The sequence below is a fragment of the Actinomycetospora sp. NBC_00405 genome, assembly GCF_036044095.1.
Classification (GTDB): domain Bacteria; phylum Actinomycetota; class Actinomycetes; order Mycobacteriales; family Pseudonocardiaceae; genus Actinomycetospora; species Actinomycetospora callitridis.
This window is the reverse complement of the sequence record NZ_CP107938.1, coordinates 3,115,057-3,129,037: the sequence shown is the minus strand read 5'-3', so window position 1 is coordinate 3,129,037 and position 13,981 is coordinate 3,115,057. Positions and strand designations below refer to the sequence as shown.

The window sequence follows — 13,981 nt, the reverse complement described above, 5'->3', positions numbered from 1 at the left end:
CGTGTGCGGGGTCGTGGAGGAGCGGGACGACCACGAGCCTCGCGGCGCGGCGACGATCGGGGAGTAGGGAGAACCCCACGTCAGGAGGGTGTGGACCCTCGTTCCCGGGAGACCGCCCGTGCCGCGCGGGCACCGGCGGCCGCGGCGACGGTCTCGAGCGGACCGCGGCCCGCGGTGGCCCGCCAGGCAAGGCCGAGCAGCAGCACCGCGACGACCTGCACGACGTAGCCGGGCACCGGCGCGTACACGTCGAACGGCGAGTTCAGGAACAGCACGTGCGCCGTGTAGAGGGTCAGCGTCATGGCCCCCGCGGCCGCGAGGGGCGCCCGCAGCACCGTCACGGCGGCGCGCAGCGACGGCCGCTGCACGGCGTCGAGCCAGAGCATGACCCCGATGACGGCCAGCGCGATGCCGGCGGTGCGGGCGAGGTCGAGCGGCGTCGAGGTGTGCGGGGCGTCCACCGCGAGCCACCACCACGTCGTCGTCGGGGTGGTGCCGTCGGCGCCGGACGCGAGGATCTCCTGCACGTCGGCCGGGTCGAGGCCGGACGTCGCGGACAGGGCGGCGAGACCGCCGGCGGGCCCGAGCAGGAACGCCGACGCGCCGGACGCGGCCGCCGCGAGGGCCGCGCCGCCGGCCGCGAGCCCGGCGGCGAACCGGGGCGAGCGCAGGTGGGCCCGGCCGAGCGCGAGACCGATCGCGAGGTAGGGGATCCACGTCAACGCGGGGTAGGTGCCCGTGAGCAGGAGCTCGCGCAGGAGCCCGGCCGGGTCGGTGACCAGCCGGCCCAGCGACGGGTTGTCGAGCACCGGCGGGGGCATCCCGGCGCGCACGAGGTGGCTGAGCGCGGGGAGCCCGGCCGCCCCGAGCACGGCGCCGCCGACGAGCACGGGGGTCGGCAGGAGCACGAGCGGCACGGCGAGCACGAAGAGCACGGCGTAGGCGGGGAGGATCACCGCCGCGACCTCGGCGTCGGTGACCACACCGAGCGCGAGCCCCAGCAGCCCGATCACCGCGGCGCGGGCGACCAGCGCGGCGCCCGCCCGCCGGGCCGGCCCGGCGCCCGTGACGCGGGTGCGGCCGGTCATGAAGGCGACGCCGACGCCGGCGAGCACCGCGAACAGCGCCGCGGCGTTGCCCGACGCGATCCGCCCGACCCAGGTCGGCGCGCCGGCCGCGTCGGAGACGTAGAGGGCGTGGACCGCCATCATCCCGAGCAGCGCCAGGCCACGGGCGGCGTCGATCCCGACGACGCGCCCGCGGCTGCCCGGGACGATGGGGGCCGCGTGCCGGGCGCGGCCCGGCGTGGCGGTGCCGGGGTCGCGCACCGGGGTCTCGGTGGGGGACATCGCTGTCGCTCCTGGGGACTGCTCGGGGGACTGCTCGGGGGTGGTGTGCTCAGCCGGGTGGGCGCAGCGCGCCGGCGCGGGTCAGCTGGTCGGTGACGGCGGGCAGCTCGGCGAAGCCGCGGGCCACGTCGTCGCGGGTGACGACGCGGTGGGCGTTCGCGGCGACGTAGGCCCGCACGGCCTCGTCGAAGCGGTCCTCGCCCGCCTGCTCGCGCGCGGCGACGAGGGCGGCCGCGCCCTGGGTGTAGACGCCGACGTTGTAGGGCCCGAAGCCCCGGTCGGCCCACACGGCCATCGGGTCGCCGAGCCGGCCGCGCAGGCGTGCGGGGACGTCGTCGAGGTCGTAATCGTCCTGCGTGCCGGTGGCAACGGCCTGGGCGTAGGTCGCGAAGGCCTCGTCGATCCACGGGTCGCGGCCCTGGTCGTTGCCCACCAGCGCGTAGAACCACTGGTGGGCGAGCTCGTGGGCGGCCAGCTCCCCGAGCTCCCGCGGCGGGGTGTCGCCGAACTGCAGGGCCCCGGGGTACTCGAGGCCCGACGTCTGCGAGGGCGCGATCGCCACCCACAGGTCCGGGTACGGGAACGGGCCGAACAGGTCCTGCAGCCGGCGGACCGCCCCGTCGAGCTCGGCGGCCCACCGCTCCGGGTCGGTGCGCGTGCCGGCCACGGGCGTGAACAGGTGCAGCCGCGTGCCGGCGATGTCGCGCTCGAGGACGCGGTAGGCGCCGACGGCGACGGAGACGTCGCGGACGGCGTCGGCCCGGAAGACGTGGGTCGTGGTGCCGGCCCGCGGGCCCGGGGCCGGGGGATCGGCACGTCCGGCGCCCGAGACCGCCGCGCCCTCCGGGGCGGTGACGCGCAGCGCGTCGAGCCGGAAGTCCTCGCTGACGGCGGTCTCGCCGGGGATGCGCACCGCGTCGTCGCGGACCCAGCCCTGCCCGCGCACCCAGGCGAGCATCGGGAACGCCGAGCCGAACCACGCGGTGCCGGTGGCGGGGGAGGTGCCGAGGCGCTCGTCGGCGTCGACGCCCAGGCGCAAGGTGAACCCGAGCTCGGCGCGCACGACCTCGCCGGCCGCGACGCACGCGGGCAGCGGCAGCTCGACGAGCGTGCCGGGCGCCCCGGCCGTCGCGCCCGCAGGCCGCACGACCGGGGCCGTCGGGCGTCCGCCGACCGACGCGTCGGTCACCTGCAGTGCATTGCCCTCGCCGGCGGGCGACGGCGCGTTCGGCCACGCCCGGAACACCAGCTCGCAGATCGGCTGGTCGGGCGTGAACGTCACCGTCTCGCGGCCCGTGACGCTGCGGAGGTCGGGCGCGACGTCCATCGCGAGGTCGACGGCGGGCCGCTGGTCCCATGGGGCGGCGGCCTCGGCGGGCCCGACGGAGCAGCCCGCGAGCGCGGCGAGGGCGGTGAGCAGGGACAGGAGGGCGAGCTTCACGGGCGGCCACGCTCCAGGGTGCGGTCGACGAGGTCGCGGGCGAGCTCCCGGGCGTCGTGGACGGGCAGGCCGGCGTCGGTGAACCAGTCGGGTGTGGCCTCGGGGTGCGGCCCCACCACCCCGACGCGGCCGTGGCCGTGCGGGGCGACGAGGGCCGCCGGGGGCCCGTCGGGGTAGTGGGCCAGGATCTCCACGTCGGCGTCGGCGCGCTCGTCGAGGACGAACGTCGCCGGGTCCTGGGCGAACACCGTGCGCCGGTGCCCGCCCCAGTCCACGTCGACCAGCGTGTCGTCCTCGGTGTCGAGCACGGCGTCGTCGCCGGCGACGTACTGGTCGGTGTCGCCGGGCAGCAGGCCGAACCCCGGGGACTCGCCGGCGAGGTAGGCGCCGAGACAGAAGCCGAGGTAGCGCCCGCCGCCGTGCACGTAGCTCCGCACGGCGCGGCGGTGGCGCCGCATCCGCCGCCAGCCCCGGCGCAGCGTCCCGCCGCCGGGCTGGGCGTAGAGCTCGGCCCCGGCGAGGGTCTGCTCGGTCAGCGCCAGGTCCTCCTGCGGGCCGACGAACCGCACGTCGAGGCCCCATCGCGGCTCCGCCAGCAGGGACGCGACGGCCTCGGGACATCCGGGGACGCTCGCCGGGCCCCGGTACACCAGCGCCGTCACGCCGCCTCCCCGATCCGGTCGGTCGTGACCGGCAGCTCGATGGTCTCGGGTTCGGGTTCCGCCACCCCGCGGGCCGGGATGCCGCGCCAGCGGGTGCCCTCGCCCAGCTCCTCGCCCTTCATCAGCAGGGTCAGGCCGTCGAGGTCGACGTCGCGGCCGACGCCGGCGTCGTAGAGCACGATGCTGCGCGCCCCGACGGTCGCGCCGTCGCCGACGCGGACCGTCGACATCTTCATGACGCGGTCCTCGAACAGGTGCGTCTGCAGGGACACCCCCGGTCCGACCGCGGCGTCGTCGCCGATCTCGACGAGGTCGAACTCGGTGAGGTAGGTGGTGGCGAGGTAGGTCCGCCGCCCGATGCGCGCCCCGAAGCGGCGCAGGGCCACCGGCAGGAACGGGGTGCCCACCAGGAGGCTGAGCAGCGTCGGGACGGCGGCCGCCTCGTAGAGCCCGGTGACGAACTCGGTGCGCCGTACGAACGGGTCCCACAGCGGCGCGACGCGCGGCCGGTAGGTGCCGACGACGTGGCGCTTCACCGCGACGACGTAGGCGACGACCGCGACGCTCGCGGCCGCGGCGATCAGCGGGGCGCCGAGCGCGGTCGGCAGCAGGTCGCGCCCGCGGGCCAGCGCCGAGAGCGCGAGCAGGTAGAGGTAGAGCCCGACCCCGAGCAGCGAGGCGGGGAGCGTGGCCCGGACGAACTCGACGGCCAGGCGCTCGCGCACCCGCCGGCGGGTGGGGTGGAACGTCTCCTGCTCGTCGTGGTCCCCGGAGTCCTGGCGCTGCGGCAGGTGCATGGCGGGGGAGCCCAGCCAGGAGCTGTCGTCGGGCACGCCCGCGGGCGGCGGCACCGTGTGCACGCCGACCAGCGAGCCGTGCCCGGTGCCGGTGCCCGACGGGACGAGCGCGGCGTTGCCGACGAAGGCACGGTCGCCGACGGACGTGGGGCGCAGCAGCATCCGGCCGTCGGCGAACGTCGCGGCGCCGACGCTGGCCATGTCGGCGACGAAGCTCCCCTCGCCGAGGGTCAGCAGGTCGGGGTCGAGGTGCGCCGCGGTGGAGACCTCCGCGCCGCGTCCGACCCGCGCCCCGAGCACCCGCAACCACGGAACGGTGTAGAGGGTGGCGTAGAGCGAGTTGGTGAACGTCAGGCTCTGCGCGAGCAGCGCGTCGGCGATCCACTTGCGCAGCCCCAGCGCGGAGCGCACCGGGTGGATCCCGACGGGCGTGCGCGCCAGGACGGCGCGGCGCCCGAGCGCAACCACCACGCAGACCGTCAGGACGAAGACGGGCCCGGACAGCAGCGTGGCCGCGAAACCGGCGAGGACACCGAAGCCGAGCAGCGCGGACCACACGAGCATCACCGAGGGCACGACCATCGCGATCGCGAGCACCTCGAGACCGACGAGACCGGCCAGCGCGGCGGCCAGGTGCCGTGCCCGCCAGCCCGGCAGCGGGCCGGCGTCGCGCATGGCGACCAGCGCCGCGTCCTGGGTCTCGTGCTCCTGCGGGGGCGAGCCCGCCCAGGTGCGCCCGGCCGGGACCACCTCGTCACGGCCCAGCGCCGACTGCTCGGCGAGCATCGCGGCGGGACCGATCCGGCTGCCCGGCGCGAGCACGGTGTTGGCGCCGGCCACGGCACGACGGTCGAGCCGGACGGGTCCGACGACGACCTGGCCGTCCTCGACCGACCACGGGTGCAGGGCCGCGCCGTAGCCCGCGGTGGCGTCGTCGTCGAGGTGGAGCATCCGGGGCAGCGTGAGGTCGGTGGTGGCGACGTGGGTCCGGCGGCCGACCCGGGCGCCGAGCAGGCGCAGGTAGGGGGCGAGCAGCGGCGACCCGACGAGCACCGGCAGCGGCGCGAGCCGCAGGACGAGGTCGAGCGTCCAGAGCCGGAGGAACGTCGGCCCCCACAGGCGGTAGCGGCCCGGGCGGATCCCGGCGGCCAGCGGCCGGGCGAGCAGCACCGGCAGCAGCCACCGCACGCCCATCCAGGCCACCGCGCCCGCGGCGAGCACCTGGGCGAGCACCTCGGTCGAGACCGTGCCGTCGTTGGCCGTGTAGACCCAGCTCACCGGCAGCGTCACGGCGAGCAGGAACAGGTAGAGCACCACCGCCTGGGCCGTCCCGGCCGCCACGACGCGACGCGTCGAGGACCGGACCGGACCGGGCCGGGGCGCCGCCGAGGTGGCGGTGGCGGACCCGGCGCCGGCCAGGTGGGTCGCGAGCGCCCGCACCGAGGGGTGCGCGTAGAGGTCGCGGACGGCGGGGCTGCCGCCGACGCCGCGCTCGCGCAGCAGCGTCACGGTGGTGGCCGCGAGCAGGGAGTGGCCGCCGAGCTCGTCGAAGAAGTCGGCCTCGACCGAGAGCTCGGTGGGGGCCAGCCCGAACGCCTCGGCCCACACGGCGGCGATCTGCTCCTCGAGCTCGCCCTCCGGCGCCACCACGGGGCCGGTGGCGGCGACCAGCCGGCGCCCGGTGGGGGCGGGCAGCTGCGCGCGGTCGACCTTGCCGCTGACCTGTGTGGGCAGCTCGTCGAGGACGTCGAGGGTCGCCGGGATCATGTAGGCGGGCAGGCGTTCGCGCAGCGCCGCGACCAGCCGCGCCGTGAGCGCCTCGGCGTCGGCGATCTCCCCGACCACGTAGGCGGCGAGGTCCCCGGAGCCGGCGTCACCGCCGCCGCCGGGGTCGAGCGCGACGACGGCGCTGCCGACCTCGGGGTCGGTGAGCAGCACGCTCTCGATCTCGCCGAGGTCGACGCGGTGGCCGCGGACCTTCACCTCGGCGTCCGCCCGGCCCAGGTACTCGATCTCGCCGTCGGCGGTCCACCGGCCGAGGTCGCCGGTGCGGTAGAGGGGATCGCCGGTGTCCGGGTGGGTGACGAACACCGCGGCGGTCTTCTCCGGCAGGCCCACGTACCCGCGGGCGACGCCGGGGCCGGCCAGGGCGATCTCGCCGACCTCGCCCGTGCCCACGAGGCGCGGCGTCGGGTCCTCGGCCTCGAGCAGCTCGACGCCGTAGGTGGGCAGGGGCCGGCCGATGGTGACGGGGCGGTCGGGCACGAGCTCGCACCACGTCGCCGTCACCGTCGCCTCGGTGGGCCCGTAGGTGTTGAGCAGGCGCCGCCCCGGAGCGCTCCACCGCTCGACGAGCTCGGCCGGGCAGGCCTCGCCGCCGACGAGGACGGTGCGCAGCCCGGGCAGGTCGCGCGGGACGGTGGCGAGCAGCGTCGGCACGCAGTACAGGACGCTGACGCGCGTGCTTTCGAGGTGGTCGGCGAGGTCCGCGCCCAGCCGCCGCTCGTCGTTCGGCCCGACGACGAGCGTGGCGCCGACCGCCCACGTCGGCCAGATCTCCTCGATCGAGAAGTCGAAGGAGATCGTCATGCCCTGGTGGACGCGGTCGGTGGGGCGCACGTCGTAGACGGTCGGCACGACCGCGGCGAAGTTCGTGATGCTCGACTGCGCGACCTCGACGCCCTTGGGACGCCCGCTCGAGCCGGACGTGTAGATGACGTACGCGGTGGGGTCGTCGCTGTCCTCGGGGGAGCGGTCGACGGGCCGGTGCGTGGGGGCGGCGTCGAGGGTGGCGGCCTCGCCGTCGACCGCGAGCCAGGCGCGGCCCAGCGGCGCGACGGTGTCGGCGAGCGCGGTGGAGGTGAGGAGCAGGTCGACGCCGGCGTCGTCGGCGACGTAAGCGAGGCGGTCGGCGGGCGACTCGGGGTCGACGGGCACGAAGGCCGCGCCGGCCTTGAGCGCGCCGAGCAGGGCGACGTAGGTCTCCGGCGAGCGCTCGAGGAACAGCGCCACCCGGGCGCCGGGCCGCACGCCGCGGTCGGCGAGCACGTGCGCGAGCTGGTTGGCGCGCGCGTCGAGGTCGGCGTAGCTGGTCGCCCGCCCCTCGTGCTCGACCGCCGTCGCCTCGGGCGTCGTGTCGGCGGTGCGCTCGAAGACGTGCTCGAGCCGTGCCTCCGGCAGGCGGGAGGGCCCCGTCGCCGGGTCCGGGCCCGGCTGCCGTGGCAGTGGCCGGGTCGCGTCCTCGGTGACGGCTCCCGTCATCGGCTGCCTCCCCCCGTCGGCGTCCCTCGGCGGCGCTCGGTGAGGTGGATCGGCACCGCGGGGACGTCATCGACGGCGTCGTCGCTCGTCGGAGCCCGGCGTGGTGACGCCGGCTGGGCGTGTCAGTACCTCGGCGGCCCCGGTCGCGAAACGCGACCGGCCCGGGCCGTCGGACTCGTCACAGTCGGGTAACGCGGTCACGGTGCGTGGCAGGAAGACGGACGAATCGGGACATCCGCACCACGATGGGGTCATTCGTAGAAGAGTGCCCCGCGGGTCTTGAAGGTCCCCATGCCGATCGAGCCCGTGACGTGGATCGTGGGCAGCCCGGGGCCCGCCGGGGCGCGGTGGCGGTTCTTGACCGTGCCCCAGGTCGCCTTCAGGTCCTCGGTGTCGACCGACCAGCCCTCGGGCAGGACGAGCACGACGCTGCCCATGCCGCCGCGGACGTCGAGGTCGATCCGGGTGCCCGTGACCGTGGCCTCGCGGAAGTCGAGCTTCACGTCGGACATGGCCGGCTCCGCGACGATGCGCGCCGGCACGCGCCAGGCGCCGGTGCGCTTCTCGCTCGACCAGCTCGCGCTCACGGTGAGCGGGCGCTCGTCCCTCGTCTCCGGCGCGGTCGCGGCCCGCCAGGGCAGCCTCGCCCCCGGGAGGTCCGCGACGATCGGTTCGAGCTCGGCGTAGGTCCGGGCTGCGTAGGTGCGGGTGAGGCGCTCGTCGACCTCGTGCAGATCGAGCCGGCCCTCGCCGAGCGCGGTGCGCAGGATCTCGGCGACGACCTCGCGGTCCGCGTCGCCGGCCCGCATCACGGGCGTCGGGTCATCGGTCGCCACGGGAGGACAACCTAGTCGTCGGCGCGTTCGGCCCCCGTGGCGAACGGCTACCGTCACGCCCGTGCTCGCCGATCCCGTCGTGCTCGGCGATCCGGTCGTGCTCGGCGGGCGGGCGGCGGGCAGCCGCGTGCTCTTCGGGCCGCACGTCACGAACCTCGCCGACCCGCGACGTCCGCGGGCGCTCGGCGCCGACCACGTCGGGCACTACCGGGCGCGCGCCGCCGGGGGCGCCGGGGTGGTGGTCACCGAGGTGGCGTCCGTGGTGGCCGACGACCACCCCTACGAGTACGCGCCGCTCGCCGCCGACTGCGCGGACGGCTGGGCCGCGATCGCGGACGCCTGCCGTCCCTACCGGACGCTCGTGCTCGCCGGGCTCGGTCACGCGGGGAGCCAGGGCTCGTCGGCGTACACCCGCGGGCCGCTGCGCGCGCCGTCGGCGGTGCCCGACCCGGCGTCCGGCGAGGTGCCGGCGGTGCTGGACGCGGACGGGATCGCGGCGGTGGTGTCCGGCTTCGCGGGCGCCGCCGCGGCGGCCGTGGCGGCGGGGTGCGACGGCGTCGAGATCCAGGCGGGCCAGCACGCGCTGCTGCGGCAGTTCCTGTCCGGGCTGACCAACCAGCGCGACGACGTGTACGGCGCGGACCGCGGGCTGCTGCTGGCCGAGGTGCTCGGGGCGGTGCGCGACGCCATCGGTGCGGACGCGCTGGTCGGGCTGCGCCTGGCCGTCGACGAGCTCGCGCCGTGGGCGGGCGTCACGCCGGGCGCGGCCCGGGCGGTCCTGGAGCGGGTGGCGGGGCTCGTCGACCTCGTCGTCCCCGTGCGGGGCTCGGCGCTGTCGGTCGGCGCGACGCGGCCCGACGCGCACACCCCGCCGGGCTTCCTGCGCCCGCTCCTGGCCGAGCTGCGCGTGCCGGGCGTGGCGATGGTGCTGGCGGGGAGCGTGGTGGACACCTCCGTCGCCGAGTCCGCGCTGGCCTCCGGCGACGCCGACGTCGTCGAGATGACCCGCGCCCAGCTCGCCGACGCCGACCTCGTCGCCCTCGTCCGCGCGGGCGACACACCCCGGCCGTGCGTGCTGACCAACCAGGAGTGCCGGGCGCGCGACGTCCGCAACCCGCGGGTGTCGTGCACGGTGGCGGCGCCGGAGGTGACCGAGCGGGTGGTCGCCCCTCGTGCCGACCCGGTGCTCGTCGTCGGCGCCGGCCCGGCGGGGCTCGAGGGGGCCCGGACGCTCGCGCGGGCCGGGTGCGCGGTGCGGGTGGTCGAGCGTGCCGACGCCGCCGGCGGGCTGCTGCGGTGGGTGGCCGGGCTGCCGGGTCGTGAGCGCTTCGCGCGGCTCGTCGACTGGTACCTCGACGAGGTCGCGGCGCTGGGGGTGGACGTGTCGCTGGGGACCTCGGTGGACGTCCCGTCGACCGGGCGCGTGCTGCTGGCCACCGGCGCGGTGGACCGGCCGGGGCGCGGGACACCGATCGCCGCGGCGCTGCGCGACGGCCTGCCGCCCGGTCCCGTCGTGCTCGACGACCCCCTCGGCGACGGCGCGGCCGTGGCGCTGGCCGAACGCCTGGCCGGAGAGGGCCGCGAGGTCGCGATCGTCGCGCCCGGCGTGCTCGTCGGCCCCGGTCTGGCGCGCACCGGCGACCTCGTCGACGCGCAGGTCCGCCTCGCGCGCGCCGGCGTCCGGCGGGTCACCGAGGCGCGGGTGGTCGGCTGGTCGTCCGGCTCGGCGACGGTGGCCGACGTCGTCACCGGGTCCTCCACGGTGCTGCCCGCGGCGGTGCTCGTCGACGCCGGCCCGCGCCGCGCACCGGCCGACCCGGCGCCGCGGGCGGGCCTGTACGTCGTCGGCGACGCCGTCGCCCCGCGCACCGTGGCCGAGGCCGTGCGCGAGGGCCGGGCCGCAGCGCAGGAATTGCTGTCGTGAGCGTCCTGGGCGACCCCGTGCGGCTCGGACCCCTCGTGGCGCGCAATCGCATCGTCTTCCCGGCGCACCTGACCAACGCGGCCGTGGCGCGCCTGCCCACCGCCCAGCACGCCGCGTACTACGGGGCGCGCGCGGCCGGCGGTGCCGGGCTGGTCATCACCGAGGAGCAGTCGGTCGACCCTGCCGACCGGCCCTACGAGAAGCTCGTCGACGGCACCGACCCCGCCGTCGTCCCGGGCTACCGCGCGATCGCCGACGCGGTGCACGCGCGCGGCGCGCTGGTGCTCGCGCAGCTCGGGCACAACGGCGGGCAGTCGTCGTCGCTGTACTCGCGTGCCCCGGTGGACGGGGCCGACGACGAGGCCGACCCGATGTTCCGGGAGGTCCCGCGGGCGCTCTCCGAGGACGGGCTGGCGCGGCTCGTCGCGGGGTTCGGGGTCGTGGCCGGCCACGTCGCGGCGGGCGGGCTCGACGGGGTCGAGGTGCAGTGCTCGCAGGCGTCGCTGATTCGGCAGCTGGCACCGTCGCGTGCGCTGCCGTTCCTGCTCGCGGTGCTGGCGGCGGTGCGGGAGGCGATCGGGCCCGACCGCGTGCTCGGCGTGCGCCTGCAGGGCGACGAGGGCATCCCGGGCGGCTCGACCGCCGCCGACGCCGTCCGGCTGGCCGTCGCCGTCGAGCCGCACGTCGACTACGTCAACACCGCCGTCGGCGTCGCCACCCGGACCCTGCGGCTGATCGAGCCGCCCATGGGCGTGCCCGCGGGGTACGCGGCGCACGTGCCCTCGGCGGTGCGCGCCACGGTGTCGGTGCCGGTGATCGGGGTGGGGCGGTTCACGACGCCCGCGCAGGCCCTGGACGCGGTGCGCTCGGGGTCGTGCGACCTCGTCGGCGTCGTCCGCGGCCAGATCGCCGACCCGTCCTTCGCGGCGAAGGCGGTGCGCGGGGCGCGGGTGCGGCGCTGCATCGGCTGCAACCAGGAGTGCATCGCCCGCGTGGGCCTCGACCAGCGCCTGGGGTGCGCGGTGAACCCGGCGGCCGGTCGTGAGTCTGTGGCAGCGAACGCCCTATCGGCGTGCTCCCCTCGACTCGCTGCTTCTACGCGCACGAACTCCCCGTTCGCCCGCGTCCTCGTGGTCGGCGGCGGGCCGGCGGGGCTGGCGGCGGCGGTCGCGGCGGCGCGGTGCGGGCACGCGGTGACGCTGGCCGAGCGGGGCGACGCCCTGGGCGGCCAGCTGGCCCTCGCCGCCCGGGCGCCCGAGCGCGGCGAGCTCGTGAACGTCGTGTCCGACCTGGCGTTCGAGGCCCGCGAGCTGGGGGTGGAGGTCCGGCTGCGAACGTCGGTCCGGGCCGCGGAGGACGTCGAGGACGCCGATGTCGTCGTCCTCGCGACCGGTGCCCACCCGTCCCTACCCGCCTGGGCGTCCGGGCTCGACCGCGTCGTCGACGTCACCGACGTCCTCGCCGGGCGGGTCACCCCGACCGGGCAGGTGCTCGTCGTCGACGCGGGGCGCTCGCACGCGGCGACGTCGACCGCCGAGCTGCTCGCCCGTCGGGGCGCGACGGTGACCACGCTGACCTCGGCGCTCGTCGCCGCGGGCGCCCTCGCGCCGACCCTGGATCGCGAGCGCTGGCGACGTCGTGCCGCCGACCTCGGGATCGTGGAGCACACGGATCGCGTGGTGCTGGGCGCCCGCCCCGGCCCGGTCCTCGACGTGCTCGATCACCTCACGGGCGAGGTGTCGCCGTGGCCCGCCGACTGGGTCGTGCACGCGGGCCCGCCGACGCCGGTGGTGCCGGAGCTGGGCGTGCCCGTCGTCCGCGTCGGCGACTGCCTCGCCCCCCGCGACCTCGGCGCCGCCATCCGCGAGGGCACGGCCGCCGGCGAGGGCCTCCGTGAGCGGGGGTCACGGCGATAGCCGACGCACGTCTCCGTGAGCGAAGTTCACGGCTATAGCCGTGAACTCCGCTCACATAGGGTCGGCACGTGGAGATCGCCCAGGCCCGCTGGCCGGAGTGCGAGAACGTGCCGGTGCTGCTCGTCCCGGTCGGGGCGACCGAGCAGCATGGCCCGCACCTGCCGCTCGGCACCGACACCGCGATCGCGGCGACGGTCGCGGCGCGCAGCGGTCTCCCCGTGGCCCCGGCCCTGCCCTACGGCGCGTCCGGGGAGCACGAGAGCTTCCCGGGCACGGTGTCGATCGGCACCGAGACCCTGGCCGCGGTGATCGTCGAGCTCGGGCGCTCGGCGTGCCGCTTCGCCCGCAGGCTCGTGCTCGTCAACGGGCACGGCGGCAACGTCGGCGCCCTGCGCGCCGCGGTCGCCCTGCTGCGCTCCGAGGGTCGCGACGTCGCGTGGTTCCCGTGCGGTGTCCCGGGCGCGGACGCCCATGCCGGGCACCACGAGACCGGCGTGATGCTCGCGCTGGCCCCCGACACCGTGCGCCCGGACCTCGCCGCCCCCGGCAACACCGCCCCGCTGCGCGAGCTCATGCCCGCGATCAGCGCCGGGTCGGTGCGCGACGTGAGCCCCTCGGGCGTGCTCGGCGACCCGACCGGCGCGACGGCCGGCGAGGGCGCCGAGACGGTCTCGGTGATCGTCGCCGCCCTCGTCACGGCCGTCGAGCGATGGGCCGTGGACGACGCCACGGGCCGCCTGACCTGAGCGCGTCCACGCAGCATCGCCGGCCGGACCCGCGGCGTTCTCCGACCCGGCGCAGGATCGGGCGGACGACCGGACTGCTCGCCGGCGACGACCGCCTCGCCCGCGCCCGCCGTCGCACTGCCCGACGCCCTGGGCGTCGAGTTCGACCCAGTACCTCCGGCCGGCGCGCGCCGGGCAGCGGGTCGTCGTGGTCGGCCGCCCGGCGAAGCGGGCCCGCGAGGTCGCGTTCGTGACGGTCACCGGTCTCGAGGACGCCCTGGACCGGCCGGTCGCGCCCGGCCAGGTCACCAAGTCGATCGTCGGCGGGACCTAGACTCCGGTCGGTGGCCGCCTTCGCCGATCGCGCCGACGCCGGCCGGGCCCTCGGTCGGGCGCTCGCCGAGCTCGACCTGCACCGCCCCCTGCTCGTGGGCCTCGCGCGCGGCGGCGTGCCCGTCGCCGCAGCGGCGGCCGAGGTGCTCGGGGACGGCGCGGAGGTCGACGTCGGCGTCGCCCGCAAGATCACGGCACCGGAGCGCCCGGAGGCCGGGCTCGGCGCGGTGGCCGTGGACGGCGAGCCGGTGTGGTTCGACCTCGCGGTGCAGAACGCCGGCCTGACTCCGGGCGCGCTGGACGACCTCGTCGCCGCCGAACGCGCCGAGGCCGCTCGCCGCGAGGAGGCGTACGGGTCGGGGTGGCGCGGCCGGGTGGCGGGCCGGGACGTCGTCCTCGTCGACGACGGCGTGGCGACGGGGATGACGGCGTGGGCGGCGCTCGGCGCGCTGGCCACCGGTGGCCCGTCGCGTCTGGTGCTCGGCGTGCCGGTCGCGGCGCCGCAGGCGCTCGAGCGCCTGGCCGACGACTGGGGCGGCACCGTCGTCGCCGTGCTCGTCCCGCCGGGCTTCCGCGCGGTCGGCGACGTCTACGACGACTTCGGGCAGCTGACCGACGACGACGTCCTGCGTGTCCTCGGTCGCTGACGACGCACCTCGCGGCTGCCTAGACTCGCCCGCCATCAGCGCCTCCACCGTCAGCCCCACGGCCCCCGCCACGCCGACCCGTCCCCCGCA

9 protein-coding genes and 1 pseudogene are annotated in these 13,981 nt (G+C 77.3%); 5 read left to right on the top strand and 5 right to left on the bottom strand.

Features of this window, described 5'->3' with window-relative positions; genetic code table 11:
- Window positions 1-80: 80 nt before the first annotated feature.
- From OG774_RS15350 to OG774_RS15330, 5 genes are all read right to left on the bottom strand, one after another.
- The gene (locus tag OG774_RS15350; protein WP_328301925.1) at window positions 81-1,349 is read right to left on the bottom strand and encodes a heparan-alpha-glucosaminide N-acetyltransferase domain-containing protein; all 1,269 of its coding nucleotides are present in this window, start codon (window positions 1,347-1,349) and stop codon (window positions 81-83) included.
- 49 nt (window positions 1,350-1,398) lie between these two features.
- Window positions 1,399-2,790: a M1 family aminopeptidase gene (locus tag OG774_RS15345; RefSeq protein WP_328301923.1), complete on the bottom strand. Its 1,392-nt coding sequence runs from the start codon at window positions 2,788-2,790 to the stop codon at window positions 1,399-1,401.
- The gene (locus OG774_RS15340; protein ID WP_328301921.1) at window positions 2,787-3,452 is read right to left on the bottom strand and encodes a BPL-N domain-containing protein; all 666 of its coding nucleotides are present in this window, start codon (window positions 3,450-3,452) and stop codon (window positions 2,787-2,789) included. The genes OG774_RS15345 and OG774_RS15340 overlap by 4 nt, the downstream gene beginning before the upstream one ends.
- Window positions 3,449-7,510: a Pls/PosA family non-ribosomal peptide synthetase gene (locus OG774_RS15335; RefSeq protein ID WP_328301919.1), complete on the bottom strand. Its 4,062-nt coding sequence runs from the start codon at window positions 7,508-7,510 to the stop codon at window positions 3,449-3,451. Before OG774_RS15335 ends, OG774_RS15340 begins: the two co-directional genes overlap by 4 nt.
- Window positions 7,511-7,761: 251 nt before the next feature.
- A complete protein-coding gene (locus OG774_RS15330; RefSeq protein ID WP_328301917.1) occupies window positions 7,762-8,346 on the bottom strand; it encodes a DUF1707 SHOCT-like domain-containing protein in 585 nt (194 codons plus the stop codon).
- A gap of 61 nt (window positions 8,347-8,407) precedes the next feature.
- Between OG774_RS15330 and OG774_RS15325 the strand changes: the two genes are divergently transcribed.
- The 5 genes and pseudogenes from OG774_RS15325 (at window position 8,408) to OG774_RS15305 (ending at window position 13,891) form a co-directional block, all read left to right on the top strand.
- Complete coding sequence (locus OG774_RS15325; protein ID WP_328301915.1) at window positions 8,408-10,270, top strand: oxidoreductase; 1,863 nt, start codon at window positions 8,408-8,410, stop codon at window positions 10,268-10,270.
- Window positions 10,267-12,186 carry an oxidoreductase gene (locus tag OG774_RS15320; RefSeq protein ID WP_328301913.1) on the top strand — a complete coding sequence of 640 codons (1,920 nt, stop codon included), beginning with the start codon at window positions 10,267-10,269 and terminating at the stop codon, window positions 12,184-12,186. The genes OG774_RS15325 and OG774_RS15320 overlap by 4 nt, the downstream gene beginning before the upstream one ends.
- 68 nt (window positions 12,187-12,254) lie before the next feature.
- Window positions 12,255-12,932 carry a mycofactocin biosynthesis peptidyl-dipeptidase MftE gene (gene mftE / locus OG774_RS15315; protein WP_328301911.1) on the top strand — a complete coding sequence of 226 codons (678 nt, stop codon included), beginning with the start codon at window positions 12,255-12,257 and terminating at the stop codon, window positions 12,930-12,932.
- Between the two features lie 145 nt (window positions 12,933-13,077).
- Window positions 13,078-13,245, top strand: a pseudogene (locus tag OG774_RS15310) (hotdog domain-containing protein); the annotation flags it as partial.
- Window positions 13,246-13,255: 10 nt separating this feature from the next.
- Window positions 13,256-13,891 carry a phosphoribosyltransferase gene (locus tag OG774_RS15305; RefSeq protein ID WP_328301909.1) on the top strand — a complete coding sequence of 212 codons (636 nt, stop codon included), beginning with the start codon at window positions 13,256-13,258 and terminating at the stop codon, window positions 13,889-13,891.
- The last annotated feature ends 90 nt before the right edge of the window (window positions 13,892-13,981 follow it).